The following is a 20266-nucleotide window of genomic DNA, read 5'->3' on the forward strand; positions in this document are numbered from 1 at the left end:
GCGGTGACAGCGAGTACCGAGCACGAAGAGCGAATCGGTGAGTCCGTGCCCCCGCCTCGGCGCAGCGACCGCCATCCCGTCGCGACTGCGGTCAGTGTTTTCGGCGAACTGCTGATCACCGCAGGCCTGGTGCTGGGGCTCTTCGTCGTCTACTCCCTCTGGTGGACAAATGTGCTCGCCGATCGCGAGGCCACCAAACAGGGCCACACCGTCCGCGACCGCTGGGCGGGCGGACCGGGCGCGCTGGACACCAAGGACGGCATCGGCTTCCTGCACGTCCCGTCGATGAAGAACGGCGAGGTGCTGGTCAAGAAGGGCACCGACACCGAGAACCTCAACGACGGCATCGCGGGCTACTACACGGACCCGGTGAAGTCGGCTCTCCCCTGGGACAAGAGGGGCAACTTCACCCTGGCGGCACACCGCGACGGGCACGGTGCCAAGTTCCACAACATCGACAAGGTGAAGACGGGTGACGCGGTCGTCTTCGAGACCAAGGACACCTGGTACGTCTACAAGGTCTTCAAGGAGCTTCCCGAGACGTCGAAGTACAACGTCGATGTGCTGCAGGCGGTGCCGAAGGGATCGGGAGCGAAGAAGCCCGGCCGCTACATCACGTTGACGACCTGCACGCCGGTCTACACGTCGAAGTACCGCTACATCGTGTGGGGCGAGCTGGTGCGTACGGAGAAGGTGGACAAGGACCGTACGAAGCCGGCGGAGCTGCAGCAACCGTGACTGAGCTCATTCGAGGAGCCCAGTCGTTCTAGGATGGCGAAGGCCCGAAGTCGCAACTAGCCTTTGCGACTTCGGGCCCCTTCTCTACCTGGCGACGGCTACCTCAGGATCGGGAGCGGTACTCCGGCGCTCCACTTTTCGAGGTGAGCGCGGTCGACGACGGTGATGCCGTAGGTCTCGGCGATGGCGCGTGCGTCGGGTGTGAAGGAAGTCGTGGCGACGAAGAGAGCCACATCGGCCCCGTGCTGGACGAATGAGGCGCCGAGGAACTTCTGCAGCTCTCCGCTCCACACCGGACGGTAGGGCGCGAAGCTCTTGCACTGCACGACGATGCTGCGGCCGTCCGCGGTCACTGCTGTGACATCCACACCTCGGTCGCCGCGGCCGCCATGCACCACGACGTCCGTACAGCCGTCGCGGCGGAGCAGTGCGGCGACGTGGTGCTCGAACTCCCGCCAGTTCATGGCGTCGATGGACGCCATGATTCCGGTGTACGGGCGCGGGCCCTGGGCGTGCTCAAGGTGCCTGAGCCTTTGGTGGTGGTTGCAGAGCTTCCGCTCGACCTTCTCAACGTCGTCCCGGAGCGAGATCAGCTCCTTGCGGTGCTTGCCGGAAGCCTCGATGAGGGCGTTGAACATGGGGACGACGGTCTTGCCGAGGATGTGGGTGATGCGGCGGTCGATGCGCTCGTCGAGGGCCTCTGCTTCCCTGTGGACAGAGTTATCCACAGGCTGAGTCCGCGCCACGTACTCCATGTCAATCAGGTATGTACGCACCTGACGTGCGACTTCACTGTCCCGGAGAAGCATGGCGACGTTGAGTACCGTCCGTCGGGAGAAGACCGCGATCGCCCGTGAACGTGACTGAATTCCACAGGCCCCCTTGAAGAGGGCCAGTCGCGTGCCTGTCAGAACCTGGAGGCCATTGGAGTCCAGCTCCTCCCTGTGGTCCTCCATAACGGACTCAAGGGTCTTCACGGTCACCTCGAAGTACACCGCGACCATCGCCGTGGTCACGTGCATGCCGTCCGGCAGCAGCGAGAGTGCCTTGACCTTGTCGAGCACCTCTGTCCGGCCGGCGACGTCATTGCGCAGAGACCTCGACTCCAGCAGTACTGCATTGTTGATCACCATGCCCTCTCGGCTCGTCTCGGATGTTGGTGCGAGCTGGGGGTGGGGCCTGAACCCCCAAGTCACCCCATCGGTCCAACGATTCAGGACATATGAAGACACGATCGGTTTACGGCCGCATGTGCGGTATGCCGGCAGGAGGCAGCCCGGCAGGCACAGCAAAGGGCCCCGGTCACCGCAACGGTGACCGGGGCCCGATGGCAGTCGCGATTCGGGGTCAGTGCTGACGTGAGCCGGACAGGCCGCCGAAGATGTTGCCGTCTCCACCGCCCTGCATGGTCTGGACGCTGACCGCGCTGTTCTTGTCGACCTGCTGGCCTGCTTGGGGCTGGATGAAGACGACCTTCGCGTTGTCGTCATTCGATCCCTGTACCTGGATCTGCAGGCCCGCCTGGGCCAGCAGGGCCTTCGCCTCCCCGAGGGTCTTGCCCTGCAGGTCGGGAACAGTTGCCTTCTCCGGCTGCGGCGGACCCTTCGAGACCTTCAGGACGATCGGGACGTCCTTGGCCTGCTTGCCGACTCCGGGGGACTGCTCGACCACGATGTCCACCGGCTGGGGCGAGTCGATGTCGACACGCGAGATGGTTGTGAACCCGATGCCCCTGAGCTGTGCCTCTGCATCCTGGTACGTACGGGTGCGAACGTCGGGGAGGTCCAGCAGGGCCTGCTTGGCGACCGTGATCGTGACCTCGGAGTTCTTCTCGGTCTTCGTGCCGCCCTCGGGGTCCTGCTTGATGACCGTACCCGCGGTCTTGTTGGACTCGACCGCGGTGACGTTCACCGTGAAGCCCTTGTCCTCAAGCTCCTTGCGGGCGGTTGCCTCGGTCTTCTCCACGACGCTCGGGACCTCGACCTTCGGCGCACCGGTGGAGACGACGACCTTGACGGTGTCCTTCTCCGCCATCTTGCCGCCCACGGTCGGGGTCTGGCTGCAGATCTTGCCCTTGGGCTGGTCCTCGCAGGGTTCGCGCGAGCCGACCTCGAGGATGACGTCGGCGGTTCTCGCGAGGCCCTGTGCTTCCTCCAAGGTCGAGCCGACCATGTTCGGCACATCGACCTTGCCGCTGTCGGCCTTGCCGCTGAACACCGACTGGCCGATCAGGATCGCGCCGATCAGCACCAGGACGCCCGCGACGATCAGCATGATCGTCGACTTGTTGTTCTTTTTCTGGCGCCTGCGGTCGGGTCGGTCGTCGTAGCCGTAGCCGCCGTCGTCCGGGTTGACCGGGGGCAGCATGGACGTGGGCGCGCCGTTCTGGTCCGCGGCGCGCAGTGCGGTGGTGGGCTGGTCGTTGCCGTAACCGTCGTAGCCGCCGTAACCGGGCACACCCATCGCCGCGGTGGCGGCGACCGGCCGGCCGTCGAGGCAGGCCTCGATGTCGGCACGCATCTCGTCGGCCGACTGGTAGCGGTAGTCAGGGTCCTTGACCAGAGCCTTCAACACGATCGCGTCCATCTCGGGCGTGATCTCGGGGTCGAAGTTGCTGGGCTTCTGCGGCTCTTCCCGTACGTGCTGATAGGCGACCGCGACGGGTGAGTCCCCGATGAACGGCGGCCGGACCGTCAGCAGCTCGTAGAGCAGGCAACCGGTCGAGTACAGGTCGGAGCGCGCGTCGACCTGCTCGCCCTTGGCCTGCTCCGGGGAGAGGTACTGGGCGGTGCCGATGACGGCAGACGTCTGGGTCATCGTCATGCCGGAGTCGCCCATGGCACGGGCGATGCCGAAGTCCATGACCTTGACCTGGCCGGTGCGCGTCAGCATGACGTTCGCCGGCTTGATGTCGCGGTGGACGATGCCCGCGCGGTGCGAGTACTCCAGCGCCTGGAGGATGCCGACGGTCATCTCGAGGGTGCGCTCGGGCAGCAGCTTGCGGCCGGAGTGCAGAAGTTCTCTGAGCGTCGACCCGTCGACGTACTCCATGACGATGTACGGGATGGACACCCCGTCGACGTAATCCTCACCGGTGTCGTAGACAGCGACGATCGCCGGGTGATTGAGCGAGGCGGCGGACTGGGCCTCACGGCGGAACCGGGCCTGGAAGGACGGGTCGCGGGCCAGATCGGCCCGCAGCGTCTTCACAGCTACGGTGCGGCCGAGCCGGGTGTCGTGTGCGAGGTAGACCTCGGCCATGCCACCACGGCCGAGCACCGAGCCCAGCTCGTACCGGCCGCCGAGGCGACGCGGCTCTTCCATAACTGTTCCAGCCCTCTCCGTCAGTCCCGACCGCACCGGTGTGCGGTCCGGCGGTGTGCTGCTCGCGCATACGCTACCGGCCGCGCACTACCTGATCGGCCGGGAGTCCGGACCTGATATCTGACCGGTATCCCAATGTGCAGGTATGGCACCCGATGTGATGGGCATCACTACTTGCTGTCGATGACCGCCTTCATTACATCCTTTGCGATCGGAGCGGCCAGACCGCCACCGGAGATGTCGTCGCGGTTGGCCTGGCTGTCCTCGACGACCACGGCGACGGCGACCGGGGAGCCGCTGTCGGTCTTGGCGTACGAGATGAACCAGGCGTACGGCTTCTCGCTGTTGTTGAGACCGTGCTGGGCCGTACCGGTCTTGCCGCCGACGGTGACATTGGGGATCTTGGCCTGCTGCCCCGTGCCGTTCTTGACGACGGTCTCCATCATCTGCTGGAGCTTCTGGGCGTTCTCACCCGAGAGGGGCTGGCTGAGCTGCTCCTTCTCGTGGGTGTAGATCACGTCCAGATTGGGGGCCTTGCGCTCGGCGACCATGTACGGCTGCATCAGCTTGCCGTCGTTGGCGACCGCGGCGGCGACCATCGCCATCTGCAGTGGGGTGGCGCGGTTGGACGCCTGCCCGATGCCGGCCATGGCGTTCTGCGGGCGGTTGTCCTTGGGGTAGACACTGGCGTCGGCCCGTACCGGAGTGAAGATTTCCTTGTTGAAGCCGAACTTGTTGGCCTGGTCGATCATCTTCTGGTTGCCGAGGTCATCGCTGATCTTGCCGAAGACGGTGTTGCAGGACCAACGCAGCGCTTCCCGGAGCGAGGCGTTCTCGCACGGGATGTTGCCCTCGTTCTCCAGGTTGCCGGTGGTCAGCGGGAGCCGGTAGGGCAGTGGCGACTTGGTGGGCTCGTCGATGCTGGTGTACAGCCCGTTCTCCAGCGCGGCCGCGGCGGTGACGACCTTGAAGGTCGATCCCGGCGGGTAGGTCTCGCGCAACGCCCGGTTGAGCATCGGCTTGTCCTTGTCCTTCAGGAGCTGCTGCCGAGCATCCGCGTCCTTGAGGGAATTGCCCGCGAAGACCGAGGGATCGTACGAAGGGGTGCTGACGAGGGTCAGGATGGCGCCGGTCTGCGGGTCGATCGCGGCTACTGCACCCTTCTTGTCGCCAAGCCCTTTGAAGGCGGCCTTCTGGGCGGCGCCGTTGAGGGTCGTGACGATGTTGCCGCCGGTCTTCTTTTCGCCGGTGAAGAGAGCCAGTGTGCGGTTGAAGAACAGCTGGTCGCTGTTGCCGGTGAGGATTCCGTCCTCGATGCTCTCCAACTGCGATGCATCGAACGCTTGCGAGGAGTAACCGGTCACGGGGGCCCACATGGGGCCGTCCTTCCAGACCCTCTTGTACTTGAAGTCGCTGCCCTTGGTCTCGACGGACCCGGTGACGGGGTTTCCGTCGACGATGATGTTGCCGCGCTCGTGTGCGTACCGCTCGATCTGGACGCGGCGGTTGTGCTCATTCGCGTTCAGTTCGTCGGCACGCACGTACTGGAGCCAGTTGACACGGACCAGGAGAGCGAGGATGAGCACCCCGCAGAAGACAGCGATCCTGCGAAGGGGCTTGTTCACGGTCGGACCACCTGGGTCATCTCGGCGTCGGGTGATGGGGCTGGGGCCGGCGCGGGGCGGCGCGCAGTGTCGCTGATGCGGAGCAGGATGCCGATCAGGGCCCAGTTGGCGATCACTGACGACCCGCCTGCCGCGAGGAACGGCATGGTCATACCGGTCAGCGGAATGAGTCCCATGACACCGCCGGCAACGACGAAGACCTGAATGGCGAACGAGCCGGAGAGCCCGATCGCGAGAAGTTTGCCGAAGGGATCGCGGGCAGCGAGCGCGGTGCGGACACCGCGCTCGACGATCAGACCGTAGATGAGAAGGATGGCCATCATCCCGGCGAGGCCGAGCTCTTCGCCGACGGTGGCGAGGATGAAGTCGGAGTTGGCGGCGAAGCCGATCAGGTCGGAATTGCCCTGGCCGAGGCCGGTGCCGAGAGTGCCGCCGGAGCCGAACGCCATCAGGGACTTGGCCATCTGCTCGCTGGCGGGTTCCGTGCCCCAGCCCGCGAAGGGGTCTAGCCAGGCAGTGACGCGCTGCTGGACGTGCGGTTCGAACGCGGCGACACCGACGGCACCGACTGCGGACATCAGCAGACCGAAGACGATCCAGCTGGTGCGTTCGGTGGCCACGTACAGCATCACGATGAACATGCCGAAGAACAGCAGGGAAGAGCCCAGGTCGGTCTCGAAGACCAGGATCAGGATTGAGAAGGCCCAGACCATGAGGATGGGTCCGAGGTCGCGGCCTCGGGGCAGATAGAGGCCCATGAAGCGGCGGCTGGCCAGGGCCAGCGCGTCGCGCTTGACCATGAGATAGCCGGCGAAGAACACCGCAATGATGATTTTGGCGAACTCCCCTGGCTGGATTGTGCCGACGCCGGGGATCTTGATCCAGATCTTGGCGCCGTTCACCGCGGGGAAGAACATCGGCAGGATCAGCAGGATGAGCGCGACGACCATGGAGATGTAGGTGTAGCGCTGCAGGATGCGGTGGTCCTTGAGGGCCACCAGAACGACGACCAGCAGCGCGACGCCCACTGCCGAGAACACCAGCTGCTTGGAGGCGGCGGGCGCGAAGTTCGCGGTTGCCTGGAACCGTTCGGACTGGTCCAGGCGCCAGATGAACGCCAGGCCCAGTCCGTTGAGAAGGGTGGCCAGCGGCAGCAGAAGCGGGTCCGCGTACGGGGCGAACCTTCGGACCGCGAGATGTGCCACGCCTGCGAGCAGCGCGAGCCCGAGTCCGTATCCGAGCATGCCGGAGGGCAATTCGCCGTTGAGGGCGAGGCCCACGTTGGCGTACGCGAACGCCGAGATGAAGACGGCGAAGAGAAGCATGACGAGCTCGGTGTTGCGACGGCTCGGTGCGTCGATCGCGCCGATCGTGGTCGTGTTGGTGACAACGCTCATGGTGCTGAAGGCCCCCTACGGCTTTACTGCTTACCGCACTGCGGGACCAGCTTTTTCTCTTCCTCCGAGAGGCTGGGACCAGGAGTGGGAGTTGCGGTCGGCTTGGTCTTGGTGGCATCGGAAGCGGCGGATGTCTTGGTGCCGTCCGAGCCCGTACCAGCGGCTTGGCCCTCGTCGGAGCGGGCTTTCTCGGCTGTGCGTCGCTGGGCGTCCTTCTTGCAGGCCGATGCCTGGACGGCGAGTTCGCCGATCTTCTCGCGTGCGGCGGTGAGGTTGCCCTCGGCGATGGTCGCCTCGACCTGCTTGCGCTGGTAGGGCGGGAGGTACTTGAGTTCGATCTCGGGGTGGTCCTTCTCGACCTTCGAGAGCGAGACCCAGGCCAGGTCCTGGCTGATGCCACGGAACAGCGCGACATGCTCGTTCTTCGCGCCGACATAGAACTGGTTCTGGGTCCAGCGGTAGCCGCCGTAGAGACCGCCGCCGATGACAGCGAGCGTGAGCACGACGTAGAAGGACCTCTTGAGCCACTTGCGGCCGCCGCCGGGCTTGATGAAGTCGTCGTCGGTGTATGCGTCGAAGGAGCCGTCCGGCATTCCGCCGTAGCCGTCGTAGTCGCTGTCGTCACCGCTTCCGGGCGGACCGAAGCCGCCTGCGGGCGGCGGGACGGGGCGGCCGAGGCCGGCCGCCCGTCCGGCGGGGGTCTGCATGGCGGCTGTGCTTTCGGCGGCGGTCATTTGCGCAGCCTGGTTCTCGGCGACCGCGCCGACGATGACCGGGGTGTCGTTGAGTTGTCCGGCCAGGGTGTCATTGCTGTCGACGTCGAGGACGTCGGCGACGATGCAGGTGATGTTGTCCGGGCCGCCGCCGCGCAGGGCGAGCTGGATCAGCTCCTGGATGGTCTCCTGGGGGCCCTGGTAACTGGCGAGGGTCTCTTCCATCGTCTGGTGGGAGACGACGCCGGAGAGCCCGTCGGAGCAGATCAGATAGCGGTCGCCGACCCGGACCTCACGAATGGAGAGATCGGGTTCGACGTGGTCGCCACTGCCCAGGGCACGCATCAGAAGGGCGCGCTGCGGGTGGGTGGTGGCCTCTTCCTCGGTGATCCGGCCCTCGTCGACCAGCCGCTGCACCCAGGTGTGGTCCTGGGTGATCTGGGTGAGCACGCCGTCGCGCAGCAGGTACGCGCGGGAGTCGCCGACGTGGACGAGGCCGAGGCGCTGGCCGGTCCAGAGCAGGGCGGTGAGCGTGGTGCCCATGCCCTCCAGCTGGGGGTCCTCCTCGACCATCATGCGCAGTTGGTCGTTGGCCCGCTGGACCGCCGTACCGAGCGAAGTGAGGATGTCCGAGCCCGGGACGTCGTCGTCGAGTTGGACGAGGGTGGAGATCACCTCGGAGCTGGCGACCTCGCCGGCTGCCTGGCCACCCATGCCGTCGGCGATGGCGAGAAGGCGCGGACCGGCGTAGCCGGAGTCCTCGTTGCCTTCCCGGATCATGCCCTTGTGCGATCCGGCGGCGAAGCGCAGGGACAGACTCATGCGCACCTCTCCCGTCGGCTCGGGGTACAGCCGGTCTCGAGCCACACTGCCCACCCTCCGGTCGGGAGCCGGGCCGGGTCCGTTGCCCGGACCGCCGCGGCTCGCTCGCTCCGCTCGCTCATTGTCGTACTACTTCCGCAGCTCGATGACGGTCTTGCCGATCCGGATCGGCGCGCCCAGCGGAACAGGTGTCGGGGTGGTGAGTCGGGTCCGGTCGAGATACGTGCCGTTGGTGGACCCGAGATCCTCGACGATCCACTGGCCGTCACGGTCGGGGTAGATCCTGGCATGCCTGCTGGACGCGTAGTCGTCGTCCAGGACGATCGTTGAGTCGTGGGCACGGCCCAGCGTGATGGTCTGCCCCTGGAGCGCCACCGTGGTGCCGGTGAGTGTGCCCTCGGAGACGACCAGCTTTGTGGGTGCCCCCCGGCGCTGGCGGCCGGGCTGTTGACGTTGCTGCGGCGGTGCCGCGGCATTCTGGCGTGCCTGTGGCGGCCGTGCGTCGGTCGCAGTGCGGCGTGAGCCGCGCTGCGTGACGCGCGTTCCGAACAGGTCGCTGCGGATGACCTGGACGGCCACGATCACGAACAGCCACAGAACAGCCAGGAAACCTAGCCGCATGACCGTCAGGGTCAGCTCTGACATTGCCCCCGCTTCACCCTTCGGCTTGCCGGTAAACGATGGTGGTGCTGCCCACGACGATCCGCGAGCCGTCGCGGAGCGTAGCGCGGGTTGTGTGCTGCCCGTCTACCACGATGCCGTTGGTAGACCCGAGATCCTGGATCGTCGAGGGCGTTCCGGTCCGGATCTCACAGTGCCGGCGCGATACGCCGGGGTCGTCGATCCGCACGTCGGCGTCGGTGCTGCGTCCCAGCACCAGCGTCGGGCGGGAGATCTGATGGCGGGTGCCGTTGATCTCGATCCAGCGCCGCACCTGCGCGTTCGGCAGGGGGCTCGGTCCGGCCGGCGGGTGCCGGTCGCTACTGGGCGCTCCGGGCCTGCCCGCGCCCGGCGGCGGGGCCGCGGGCATGGGCGGGGCGGAGCTGGGCGGGTAGCCGTAGCCGCCGGTGGGCTGTGCAGGCCGCCCCGGGCCCGGGTAGGGGGGCTGGCCGTGCTGTCCCGGCTGGCTCTGCAGTCCTTGCCGGCCCTGGGGGTCCTGCTGCTGTGACGAACTCGACGCCAGGGTGCGGCTGCGCACCCGGTAGAGCCCGGTGTCGAGGTCGTCGGCCTTCTCCAGATGGACCTTGATGGGGCCCATGAAGGTGTACCGCTGCTGCTTGGCGTAGTCGCGGACCAGGCTGGAGAGTTCGTCGCCCAACTGGCCGGAGTACGGGCTGAGTCGCTCGTAATCCGGGGTGCTGAGCTCGACGATGAAGTCGTTGGGGACGACGGTCCGCTCACGGTTCCAGATTGTTGCGTTGTTGTCGCACTCGCGCTGGAGGGCTCCCGCGATCTCGACCGGCTGGACCTCGGACTTGAAGACCTTGGCGAAGGTGCCGTTGACCAGACCTTCGAGACGCTGCTCGAAACGCTTCATGACTCCCATGGGGCACCTCCTCCGTTGTAGTCGTCCCTGTACTGCTTACTGATCGTATCCACGCGTGGGGAAATCGGCTGGTTCCCCTTGTCTGCCCTGTGGATGAGTGTCACCTCTCACACGGATCGTAGAGGCGGCCTCCTGACAGTGTCCCGCACCTTGGGTGCACTGAGGAGGAGTGGGGGCGGCCGCACGGCGTTCCCGGTTCCCGCCAGGCGTTCGGTGAAACAACGGATGTGAATCCACCCTGTCCAGCGTGCTAATCTTCCGGATGTCGCCAGGCGCTCGCACCAAACGGTGAGAGAGTCTGGAAACACCACTCTTGCGCGAGTGGCGGAACGGCAGACGCGCTGGCTTCAGGTGCCAGTGTCCTTAGGGACGTGGGGGTTCAAATCCCCCCTCGCGCACAAGGAGAAACCGATGAAACGGGTTCTCACCAGAGACGAAAGTCCTGGTGGGGGCCCGTTTCTCGTTGTTCCGGGAGCGTGGCCGTCCGAGTCGGTACGTACAGGGCGGTTTATGCGTGAATGAGCCCACACCATGACATGCCTCGCAGTGCGGGCCCTGCTTGTTTGATGATCTCCAGTTGGTGGGGCTGGGGTTGATCATTAGCCGGTGGGTGCCAGATACCCGGTGGGGGTCCAGTTGCCCAGCGGCTTGGTGCGGCGCCGGTGGTGCGTGCGCCTGCGGGGGCGCTCTCCGTTGAGGGCGAGCGTCTCGACCCGATTTTTGATCTTCCGGCGGTTGGCGTGGGCGAGCTGGAAGACAAGGAGGATCGTCCGGGCGGCGATGCGGCGCGAGCCCGAGGCTTCGATGGCTTCGGTGAGGGGGTTCTTCGCGTAGCCGTTGTACCCCTCGACGCTGTTCCGGAGCCGGAAGTAGACCTTCTGTCATTCCTCGTCGTCGTACTCGAGGGCCTGCCAGTGCTTGGCACCTGCAGCGGGGGCGACGGTGATGCTGCGCCGGCGGCAGACCGCGACCGGGCCGGCGGGGCTCGGCTCCGGGTCCACGAGGGGCAAGTGAATGCCGCGGCCGAGCGTGTGCGGCTTGAGGGGGCATTGGCCCATGGGGACGGCGGCGCCCATTAGTCGCCTCGCAGCAGTGCGGCAGCTTCGTCGGCCGGGATGCCGCGGAGGAACGGCAGGATGCGGGAGGGTCCGTGAAGCGTGTCCACGCCTGCCGCCGCGACGATCACAGTGATCGGGACTCGGGATTCGAAGAGATCGACCGGCCAGGTGGAGCGCAGGTGCCCCATGGCCAGGCGGGGAACGTCATCGCTGGGCTTGGTCCGGCTCAGGAAGTTGGTCACTGTGTTCGTTCCGCGGCTGTGGCAGTTCGGGCGGAACAGGTGGCTCGCACTGCCTGGGGTCTCGAGCCGCTCGGCGGCCGCTGCCAACACCGCTTCGTGGACGACCGGGCCGGCCTTCCACCTGGAGATACGGAAATCCCCCTGCGGCCGAAGGGGTTGGCGCCATTGGTCTTCGACGGCGGTGCCCTTCCCGTCGGGCGGGTGGCCGTCGGGCGGGGCCGTCGAACCGCGTCCTCGTCGTCGGCGTCGCTGACGGGATGGGACGGAGGAGCGTCTCGCGCTTGTCGTCGACATGCCATGTGATCCAGATCACGGGCCGCAGGTGCATCGTGGGCCGCGTGCCAGTGCCTTTTACAGGGTGTAGGCGACCGGCGAGAACAGGGACAGTGTGGATGGAGCAGAGTCGAGCCCGTGCGTTCGACGAGTTCGTGGCTGCCCGCTGGTCGGTGCTGGTCCACCTGGCCCGTCTGCTCGTCGGAGGCGATCGGCATCGGGCCGAGGACTTGTTGCAGGAGTCCTTGGTCAAGCTCTGGTTCGTCTGGCCCAAGGTCGCGGATGACGCACCGGAGCCGTACGTCCGCAAGGTGATGGTGCGTGCGGCGGCACGCTCGGGACAGCGGCGTTGGTGGGGTGAACGCCCCGTCGAACAGCTGCCCGAGGCGGCGGTGGTCGGCGATGTGTCCGCGGACGTGGTGGAGCGCTCTCGGCTGGAGGCCGCGCTGGCCCAGTTGTCGCCGAAGCAGAGGGTGGCGGTGGTGCTGCGCTACTACCAGGACCTTCCCGAGGGGCAGGTGGCGGAGGTGCTCGGGTGCCCGGTGGGTACGGCTCGGTCCCATGCCGCACGCGGAGTGGCGCAGCTGAGGCAGCTCCTGGGCGATGTGAACGAGCCGGTGCGGTGAAGGAGAACCCCATGGATCACTTCGAGCGGCAGCTGGCACAGATGATGTGCGACACCGAGGCGCCCGCACCGTTCGAGCCGAAGCACCGGGAACGTCTCTGGGCAGGGGTGCGTGTCCGGTACCGGAGACGGGCCGCGCAGAGGGCAGTCGGCTCCGTCCTGGCCGTCGTCGGCCTCAGTGTCGGGCTGTTCCTGCTGCCCGGCTATGTGACCCGGGTCGAGCCCAGCCACCCCCGCCCACAGCCCGCGACGAGCCGGACGCCCTCCGCCCCGCCCGCGACATCCGGCGTGTCCCCGAGCGCGCCCTCCTCCTCGGGCACCTCCACTGCTCCCGCGTCCCCGGACGGGACTGCCTCAATCACGCCGCCGGCCACGACCGGGAGTACGGCCACGGCCACCGAGACCCTGCCGGGGAGCACGGAGGGCGAGTCGCCGCCCTCGACCTCGGCCCCGCCTTCGGGTACGGCGACCGCGCGGAACTAGCCGTCGACCGCTTCGTCCTCGCTCGTCACCCCGTAACGCCTTAGCACACCGTTGCCCCGAGTGTCTTCGGCCTGCCCCGTACCAGGTCACAAAAAGGACAAAATGTGAGAAATCAAGGGCCACTTGCCCTGAAGGACCTGAGCCGACTGCCGCACCGCGCACCGGTGGCGACGCACCACCCGGAGCCCGTCCTGGACGTGGTCGTCCCCGTGTTCAATGAGGAGAGAGATTTGGAGCCGAGCGTGCGGCGGCTCCACGCACACCTGTGCGAGACCTTCCCCTATCCGTTCCGTATCACCATCGCCGACAACGCCAGCACGGACAGCACCCCGCGGATCGCCGCTCGGCTGGCAGACGAACTGCCCGAAGCACAGTGGCTTCGGCTGGCCGAGAAGGGTCGCGGCCGGGCGCTGCGTACCGCCTGGTCGCTCTCGTCGGCCCCCGTACTCGCGTACATGGACGTGGACCTGTCCACGGAACTGACGGCGTTGCTGCCGCTCGTGGCCCCGCTGCTCTCCGGCCACTCCGATATCGCCATCGGCACCCGCCTGGCCCCCGGTTCCCGGGTGGTGCGCGGCCCCAAGCGAGAGATCACCTCTCGTTGCTACAACGCCCTCCTGCGCTCCGTCCTCGCCGTGGGCTTCTCCGACGCGCAGTGCGGATTCAAGGCGGTGCGGCGCGATGTGGCCGAGCGACTGCTGCCCCTCGTGCAGGACTCAGAGTGGTTCTTCGACACCGAACTGCTGGTGATCGCCGAGCGTGCCGGGCTGCGCATCCATGAGGTGCCGGTCGACTGGGTGGACGATCCCGACACCCGGGTCGACATCCTCGCCACGGCACTCGCCGACCTGCGCGGCATCGCCAGGATCGGCGGGGCACTGGCACGGGGCACGCTGCCGCCGGGCGGGTCGCTCCGCGACGGTGGCGCCGACGCACCGGGCAGGCTCGCCACCCAACTCGTGTGCTTCGCCGCCGTAGGAGCCGTCAGCACCCTCGCATACCTGCTCCTCTACGCGGCGCTGCGCCCGGTGGCCGGATCCCAGGCCGCCAACGCACTCGCGCTGCTGGTCTGTGCCGTCGCCAACACGGCCGTGAACAGGCGGCTCACCTTCGGCCTCCGTGGCCGCGGCGGTGTGCTGCGCCACCAGGGCAGGGGCCTGGTCGTCCTCCTGATCGGCCTGGCGCTCACCGGCGGATCGCTCGCCGCCCTGCACCACGCGGTGCCCTCGGTTGGGCAGGCCACCGAACTCGCCGTACTCCTCGCCGCCAACCTGGCCGCGACGCTGCTGCGGTTCCTGTTCTTCCGAGCGTGGGTGTTCCGCGCATGATCAGGACCACCGCCCGTACGACCGCGACCGGCACCCTGAGCTGGAACGCGAGGCTGTCGCAACAGCCCGCCACCACGGGCCCCGACCGCCGGCGCCGGCTGCGCCGCACAGCCGAGCGCTACGGCGCCGTACTGGCCGTCTACGGCACGCTCAAGTTCATCGGCTTCGCCGCCTTCATGTGGCTGCTGCACTCCGCCGGGGACTACCGCACGAAGAACCCGCGCTTCGGCGGCGGCGCCCAACCGTGGGACGTCCTGGCCAGCTGGGACGGCTGGTGGTACCAGCAGATCGCCGCGCACGGGTACGACCCTCAGCTGGTCCCGATCCCCGGCGCCACCGGCCCGATCACCCTCGAAGGGAACTCGGCGGCGTTCTTCCCGCTCTACCCGGCGCTGATGCGGCTGGTCTCCGAGCTCACCGGCCTCGGCCTGTACGGCGCCGGCCTGCTGGTCTCCGTCGTCGCCTCCTTGGCCGCCGCCCTGGGCATCTACGCCATCACCGAACGCCTCGGCGGCAGACGGGCCGGGCTGGCCGCGGCCGGACTCTGGGCCGTCTGGCCCGGTTCCGGCGTGGAGTGGGCGGTCTACTCCGACTCCCTCTACGTGGCCCTGGCCGTCTGGGCCTGCCATGCCGTCCTGAGCCGCCGCTGGCTCACCGCCGGTCTCCTCACCTGCGTGGCAGGGCTCAACCGGCCCACCGCTGTGGCGCTGATCGCCGCCGTCGCCGTCGCGGCCCTGCTCGCGCTCTACCGTCGCCGGGACGGCATCCTGCGTCCGGTGGCCGCGATGGCCGTCGCCCCGCTCGGCCTCCTCGCCTATCTCGGCTGGGTGGGTCACCAAATGGGCGACTACGGCGGCTACTTCAGGCTTCAGTCCGGTGCCTGGGCCCACGAGTGGGACTACGGCCGACACACCCTCGACGTCCTCACATCCGTCCCGGTGGGCCACTCCGACTATCTCTCCGCCTGTCCCTTCGCGGACCTGATCGGCGTCGGTGTCGTCCTGCTCGCGCTCACACTGCTCTCGTTGTTGATCCGGCTGCGTCCCCCGGCCGTCCTGATGGTCTACACCGTCCTCACCCTCGTCCTCGTCCTGGGCAGCCAGCAGATATTCGGCAACGTCTCCCGCTATCTGCTCCCCCTCTTCCCGCTCTTTCTCCCGCTCGCCCTCGCCCTGCGCCGCCTCAGCCTGACCCACCAGCTCATGCTCCTCGGCATCGCGGCCCTGGCTTCCGGCTCGTACGCGGGCTACGGCCTTTTCGAACTCGGCGTCCCGTAACCGAAGGACCCAGGAATGGATGCCCGATGACCACGACCCTGCCCGCCGCCAAGCAGTCGGCCTCGAGTCCGGCACACCGTGATCCTGCACGCGATCCAGGTCCCGTACGGAACCCCACCGGCGCCCCCGAGCAGCGGCGACTGCTCGACCGACTGACCCTCACGGACCTCCGGCTCCACCTGTTCACGCGCCTGGGGCTGTGGCTCGTCGCCTACTGCACCGCCTGGCTGTCCCCTGCCGGATCTGATGCCAGGACATCCGCCCCATGGCTGTCCCGCTGGGAGCAATGACGACGCTCGGCGTCATGGTGCTTTTCGTGATGCTCAACTCCGGTCGGCGCCGTCGTCGGGTCCGCCGAGGCCGGGGGAGCACAGGGACGGGGCAGCAGGTCAGGGCCGAAGCCCGGACCGGGGCGGACGACGAGGAAGAGCTGGAAGAAGCGCTCGAAGAGGCCGTCGGCGCCTGACCAGGACAGATTGTTGTCCACAGGCCGCGAGGTGAGTTTTCCACAGGGCAGACGGCTTTCGGCGGACGGCGGTACCTTCGTCGCAATTGATCTGCGACAGGGCATGGGGCCAGGAGCGCAGGGCGAAAGCGGGGGAGGCTGCGCGCCATGGGTGAAATCGAAGCGACAGTGCCGGTTCAGCGGGCTGTGACGGATGATCCGCGCATTCCGGTCGTGCCCGGATTCGCGCGTCGGACGACTGTGACGGGCAAGAGTGCGCCGCAGTCGCCCAGGGAGGCGGGCAAGGCGCTGCGGGAGAGGGTGCCCAGGGTCTCTCACTCAGCCCTTGACCTTCCGGCCGGGCGGCCCGATGCCGTGCAGGCGGTCGAGGAGTCGAGCCGGGGCAGGGTGCCCGGTCTCGCCCCGATCCGGGTGGGGCGGATGGCAGCCACACCGTTCGCGTTTCTGCGTGGCTCGGCCGGGCTGATGGCCCATGACCTGGTGGGCACGCCGGTCAGCGGGGTGGGTGCCCAGCTCTGCGGCGATGCGCACGCGGCCAATTTCGGGCTGTACGGCGATGCGCGGGGCAGTCTGGTCATCGATCTGAACGATTTTGACGAGACCGTTTTCGGCCCCTGGGAATGGGACCTCAAGCGCCTCGCCACCTCGCTGGTGCTCGCCGGGCGCGAGGCCGGGGCGGACGAGGACACCTGTCGCCAGGGCGCATACGACACGGTGGGCGCATACCGGCGGACGATGCGGCTGCTGGCCAAACTGCCCGCGCTCGATGCCTGGAACGCCATCGCAGACGAGGAGTTGGTCTCGCACACGGATGCGCGGGACCTGCTCGGCACCCTGGAGCGGGTTTCGGAGAAGGCCCGTAACAACACCAGCGCCCGCTTCGCTGCCAAGTCCACCGAGGATTCCGGGGACAGTGGACGCCGCTTCATAGACGCGCCGCCGGTGCTGCGGCGGGTGCCGGACGAGGAGGCCGCGGCGGTGGCGGCGGGACTCGGCGACTATCTGGGCACGATCTCGGAGGACCGGGTACCGCTCCTCGCCAGATACGCGATCCACGACGTGGCGTTCCGGGTGGTCGGCACGGGGAGCGTCGGTACCCGCTCGTATGTGGTGCTCCTGCTCGATCACCGTGGCGAGCCCTTGGTGCTGCAGGTGAAGGAGGCGCGGCCGTCAGTGCTGGCGCCCTACCTCCCGGCTGCCGGGTTCGATGTGGAGGAGGTGGCGCACGAGGGGCGCCGGGTGGTGCTCGGGCAGAAGCGGATGCAGGTCGTCAGCGACATTCTCTTGGGTTGGGCCACCGTCGACGGGCGCCCGTTCCAGGTGCGGCAGTTCAGGAACCGCAAGGGCAGTGTGGACCCGGCAGCACTGGCAGCCGACCAGGTCGACGACTACGGCCGGATGACCGGAGCGCTGTTGGCCCGGGCCCATGCGCACAGCGCCGACCCGCGGCTGATCGCGGGCTACTGCGGCAAGAACGAGGAGCTGGACGAGGCGGTGGCGGCGTTCGCGGTGACGTACGCGGACCGTACTGAGGCGGACCACGCGGAGCTGGTGCGGGCCATCGGGTCGGGGCGGATAGCCGCCGAACTGGGTGTGTGAGGGGCATTGAGTCGACCGCGCGTCCTCGGGGCGTGGACGGTGGCCATACGCTGGACGGGTGACCCACGAAGCCGCCGGGGTGCCGACCACCCGGAACGACGATGACCGGCAGGAAAACGACCGGCAGCACGAGCAGGATGTGCAGCACGGAGGGCCGGCCGGTGCCGACGCTGGTGCCGGTTCGGAGACCGACGCTGCCGCTGGGACTGACAGCGGAACTGGCGGGGCTGCCGACGGAACTGCTGATGGAGGTCGGCCCGAGGCTCGGCTCGCCAAGGCTGTGCGGGTGGCGGAGCAGGCGCTGATCGAGTTCGAGATCGCGGTAGAGACCTTCCGGGTCGAGGTCGAGAACTTCTCCCGGTTGCACCACCAGAAGCTCGGGCCGATGTACGCCCGCCTCGATGAGCTCGATGCGCAGATCGCGGAGGCCCGCGCCGCCAGGACCGGTGACCCCGAAGACCTCCGCAAGGCGCAGGAGGCCCGGGCGATCGTGATGCCGATGCCGGGCGTCGACGAGCTGTTCCACGACTGGATCGACTCCGACGGGTTGTCCCCCGAGGCGGCGGCGATGCTGACCGAGCAGCCGGTCCGGCCGCCCAAGCGGGTCCGGCCGACCGAGGAGGCACGCAAGCTGTACCGCGAGCTGGCGCGCAAGGCCCACCCGGACCTGGCTCAGGACGAGACGGAGCGGGCACGCCGGGAGGAATTCATCACCCGCGTCAACGCCGCTTACGGGCGTGGGGACGAGGCGCTGCTGATGGAGCTGGCGCAGGAGTGGGCGGCGGGGCCGGTAGTGCCGGAGGCGGAGCTCAGCGAGAGCGAGGAGCTCTATGCCCGGCTGAACTGGCTGACCCAGCGCAAGGAACTCCTGACGGTGCTCGCTCAGGAGCTCGAGGAGAGCGCGATCGGGGCCATGCTGCGGATGGCGCCCGACGATCCGGACCGGCTGCTCGACGAGATCGCCGATCAGCTGCTGGGCGAGGTCGCTCAGCGTGAGGCGGAGCTGGCGGGTCTGGTGCAGTAGCGTTCCCGGTGACTCTGGAGCGTACGTACGAGAGAAGGCATGACCCATGAATTTCGCCCCGCTGCCCTCGGTGGATGTCGCGGCGGTTCCGTCGGACGGCTTTGTGCTGGACGTCCGGGAGAACGACGAATGGGCGGCCGGGCATGTCGCAGGCGCCCTGCACATTCCGATGAGTGACTTCGTGGGCCGTTTCGGTGAGCTGACCGAAGCTGCCGAGGACGGTCGGCGCGTGCATGTGATGTGCCGGGTCGGTGGCCGGTCCGCCCAGGTCACCCAGTACCTGGTGCAGCAGGGCATTGACGCCGTGAACATCGATGGCGGGATGTTCGCCTGGGACGGTGCCGGACGTCCGATGGTCACCGACAACGGCAACCCGGCTTTCGTGCTCTGAGACCGGGGCCGCTCGGCTGCTGGAGTGCCAAGCGGACGTTCGACCCATGTTGTTCGAGGGCCTGGCCGGAGTCAGCTGAGGAGGTGCGCGGCCAGTAGGTCGCCCAGTGCCTCCTCGTGTGCCGCCGCCGGGCCGAGGGAGAGCTCGATCTGCTTCGCCCAGGCATGGAAGCGGTGCAGCGGGTAGTCGGTGTCCGCGCCGAAGCCGCCGTGCAGATGCTGTGCCGTCTGCACGACCCGGCGGACACCGTCCGACGCCCAGATCTTCGCCACGGCAATGTCGCCCTCAGCGGGCAGCGCACCGCCGGCCCCGGTGGAGATCCGCCAGGCCGCCTGCCAGAGCGTCACTTCCATGGCCCGCAGGTCGATGTAACGGTCCGCGGCCTGTACGGCGACGGACTGGAAGGTCGCGACGGGAAAGCCGAACTGCTCGCGCTTGCCGGTGTATTCGCTCGTCATGGTCAGTACAGCCTCGCCCAGACCCAGGGCGAGCGCGCACGTCCCGGTGATGAGCAGGGCGCGCAGCCACTCCCAGGCCCCGACGGTTTCGATCAGCGCACGGCTGTCGATCCGTACCGAATCCAGCCGGACCTCGGCGAACAGCTCACCGCTGGTGGAGACCTGATCGGCCAGAGTGACGCCGTCGTGGGTGGGCCGGATCAGGGCCACAACGGCCCGGCCCTCGCCCGTGTGGGCAGGAACCGCGATCCAGTCCGCGGCCTGCGCCCACGGCACCCCTGACTGCACCCCGTCGAGCACCCAGCCCGCAGCATCACCGTCGGCGTCGCCGGGGGCGTTGCCAGGCCCCTCGCCAAGAGCCTCGCCCCGCCGGTTGCTCGCGGGGGCTTCCCGGCGGGCGGTGACGGCGAGCTCGGCCGGGTCGTGGCCGGTGCGGCCGTTGGCCCCGACGGTGAGGACCAGCTCGCCCCGGCCGACCCGGGGCAGCAACTCGGCGGCCAACCCCGCGTCGCCGTAGCGCTGGAGCGCCATCGCGACCACGCACGTCTCCAGCAGCGGCACCCGTGCAAGTACCCTGGCGGACTCGCGCAGCACCAGACAGAGCGCGACCAGATCGAGCCCGGCCCCGCCATGCTCCGGCGGCAGCGTCAGACTCAGCAGGTCGCCTGCGGCGAGCCCGGCCCACAGAGGCCGGTCGATGTTCTCGGCCACCGCTCCCGGTACGAGAGCGGGGCTGGGCACCCCGTCGGGCGCAATGCCCGAGAAGACCGCTCTCGCTGCTTCAGTGGCTGCCTGCTGTTCCTCGGTGAAGGTGAAGTCCACTGCCCTGGCCTCCCGCGAACCGCTGCTCCCGTACCCGGACCCGACGGGTCGTCAA

The 20266-nt window shown here is 68.0% G+C and carries 19 protein-coding genes and 1 tRNA gene; 11 read left to right on the forward strand and 9 right to left on the reverse strand.

All coding sequences use genetic code 11. The annotated features are described in order from the left end of the window. Positions 1–3 precede the first annotated feature (3 nt). Complete coding sequence (locus OG953_RS21920; RefSeq protein ID WP_405686285.1) at positions 4–738, forward strand: class E sortase; 735 nt, start codon at positions 4–6, stop codon at positions 736–738. A 98-nt stretch (positions 739–836) separates the two neighbouring features. On the opposite strand, the gene OG953_RS21925 is transcribed toward OG953_RS21920, so the two are convergent. From OG953_RS21925 to OG953_RS21955, 7 genes are all read right to left on the reverse strand, one after another. After that, a complete protein-coding gene (locus tag OG953_RS21925; protein WP_405691975.1) occupies positions 837–1760 on the reverse strand; it encodes a restriction endonuclease in 924 nt (307 codons plus the stop codon). Between the two features lie 325 nt (positions 1761–2085). Continuing rightward, positions 2086–4062 carry a Stk1 family PASTA domain-containing Ser/Thr kinase gene (gene pknB, locus OG953_RS21930; RefSeq protein ID WP_405686287.1) on the reverse strand — a complete coding sequence of 659 codons (1977 nt, stop codon included), beginning with the start codon at positions 4060–4062 and terminating at the stop codon, positions 2086–2088. A gap of 170 nt (positions 4063–4232) precedes the next feature. Continuing rightward, positions 4233–5687, reverse strand: coding sequence for a penicillin-binding transpeptidase domain-containing protein (locus OG953_RS21935; RefSeq protein WP_405686289.1), 1455 nt, complete (start codon positions 5685–5687; stop codon positions 4233–4235). Then, complete coding sequence (locus OG953_RS21940; RefSeq protein WP_405686291.1) at positions 5684–7084, reverse strand: FtsW/RodA/SpoVE family cell cycle protein; 1401 nt, start codon at positions 7082–7084, stop codon at positions 5684–5686. Before OG953_RS21940 ends, OG953_RS21935 begins: the two co-directional genes overlap by 4 nt. Before the next feature lie 23 nt (positions 7085–7107). After that, positions 7108–8619, reverse strand: coding sequence for a Stp1/IreP family PP2C-type Ser/Thr phosphatase (locus OG953_RS21945; RefSeq protein ID WP_405686293.1), 1512 nt, complete (start codon positions 8617–8619; stop codon positions 7108–7110). A gap of 129 nt (positions 8620–8748) precedes the next feature. Beyond that, positions 8749–9264 carry an FHA domain-containing protein gene (locus OG953_RS21950; protein ID WP_093895021.1) on the reverse strand — a complete coding sequence of 172 codons (516 nt, stop codon included), beginning with the start codon at positions 9262–9264 and terminating at the stop codon, positions 8749–8751. A 10-nt stretch (positions 9265–9274) separates the two neighbouring features. Then, entirely contained in the window at positions 9275–10165 is an 891-nt protein-coding gene (locus tag OG953_RS21955) for an FhaA domain-containing protein (RefSeq protein ID WP_405686295.1), read from the reverse strand. 315 nt (positions 10166–10480) lie between these two features. Between OG953_RS21955 and OG953_RS21960 the strand changes: the two genes are divergently transcribed. Further along, positions 10481–10563: transfer RNA gene (locus OG953_RS21960), tRNA-Leu, on the forward strand. Positions 10564–11240: 677 nt separating this feature from the next. On the opposite strand, the gene OG953_RS21965 is transcribed toward OG953_RS21960, so the two are convergent. Next, positions 11241–11465, reverse strand: coding sequence for a hypothetical protein (locus OG953_RS21965; RefSeq protein WP_405686297.1), 225 nt, complete (start codon positions 11463–11465; stop codon positions 11241–11243). 392 nt (positions 11466–11857) lie between these two features. On the opposite strand from OG953_RS21965, the gene OG953_RS21970 reads away from it, so the two are divergent. The 9 genes from OG953_RS21970 to OG953_RS22010 all read left to right on the forward strand — a co-directional run bounded on the left by OG953_RS21970 (position 11858) and on the right by OG953_RS22010 (position 18931). Next, positions 11858–12364: a SigE family RNA polymerase sigma factor gene (locus tag OG953_RS21970; RefSeq protein WP_405686299.1), complete on the forward strand. Its 507-nt coding sequence runs from the start codon at positions 11858–11860 to the stop codon at positions 12362–12364. Positions 12365–12375: 11 nt separating this feature from the next. Beyond that, the gene (locus OG953_RS21975; protein WP_405686301.1) at positions 12376–12846 is read left to right on the forward strand and encodes a cellulase; all 471 of its coding nucleotides are present in this window, start codon (positions 12376–12378) and stop codon (positions 12844–12846) included. A gap of 137 nt (positions 12847–12983) precedes the next feature. After that, positions 12984–14174 carry a glycosyltransferase gene (locus OG953_RS21980; RefSeq protein WP_405691977.1) on the forward strand — a complete coding sequence of 397 codons (1191 nt, stop codon included), beginning with the start codon at positions 12984–12986 and terminating at the stop codon, positions 14172–14174. Continuing rightward, positions 14171–15451 (forward strand): glycosyltransferase family 39 protein, encoded by a 1281-nt coding sequence (locus OG953_RS21985; protein ID WP_405686303.1) that lies wholly within the window; start codon positions 14171–14173, stop codon positions 15449–15451. Before OG953_RS21980 ends, OG953_RS21985 begins: the two co-directional genes overlap by 4 nt. 26 nt (positions 15452–15477) lie before the next feature. Then, positions 15478–15741: a hypothetical protein gene (locus OG953_RS21990; protein WP_405686305.1), complete on the forward strand. Its 264-nt coding sequence runs from the start codon at positions 15478–15480 to the stop codon at positions 15739–15741. Continuing rightward, positions 15717–15917, forward strand: coding sequence for a hypothetical protein (locus OG953_RS21995; RefSeq protein WP_405686307.1), 201 nt, complete (start codon positions 15717–15719; stop codon positions 15915–15917). Before OG953_RS21990 ends, OG953_RS21995 begins: the two co-directional genes overlap by 25 nt. A gap of 147 nt (positions 15918–16064) precedes the next feature. Then, positions 16065–17516, forward strand: a complete 1452-nt coding sequence (locus OG953_RS22000) for a DUF2252 domain-containing protein (protein WP_405686309.1) — start codon at positions 16065–16067, stop codon at positions 17514–17516. Positions 17517–17574: 58 nt separating this feature from the next. Then, complete coding sequence (locus tag OG953_RS22005; protein WP_405686311.1) at positions 17575–18540, forward strand: J domain-containing protein; 966 nt, start codon at positions 17575–17577, stop codon at positions 18538–18540. A gap of 46 nt (positions 18541–18586) precedes the next feature. Beyond that, complete coding sequence (locus tag OG953_RS22010; protein ID WP_405686313.1) at positions 18587–18931, forward strand: rhodanese-like domain-containing protein; 345 nt, start codon at positions 18587–18589, stop codon at positions 18929–18931. 71 nt (positions 18932–19002) lie between these two features. On the opposite strand, the gene OG953_RS22015 is transcribed toward OG953_RS22010, so the two are convergent. Continuing rightward, entirely contained in the window at positions 19003–20211 is a 1209-nt protein-coding gene (locus OG953_RS22015) for an acyl-CoA dehydrogenase family protein (RefSeq protein WP_405686315.1), read from the reverse strand. Positions 20212–20266 lie beyond the last annotated feature (55 nt).

This window comes from Streptomyces sp. NBC_00057, assembly GCF_045041165.1.
Lineage (GTDB): Bacteria > Actinomycetota > Actinomycetes > Streptomycetales > Streptomycetaceae > Streptomyces.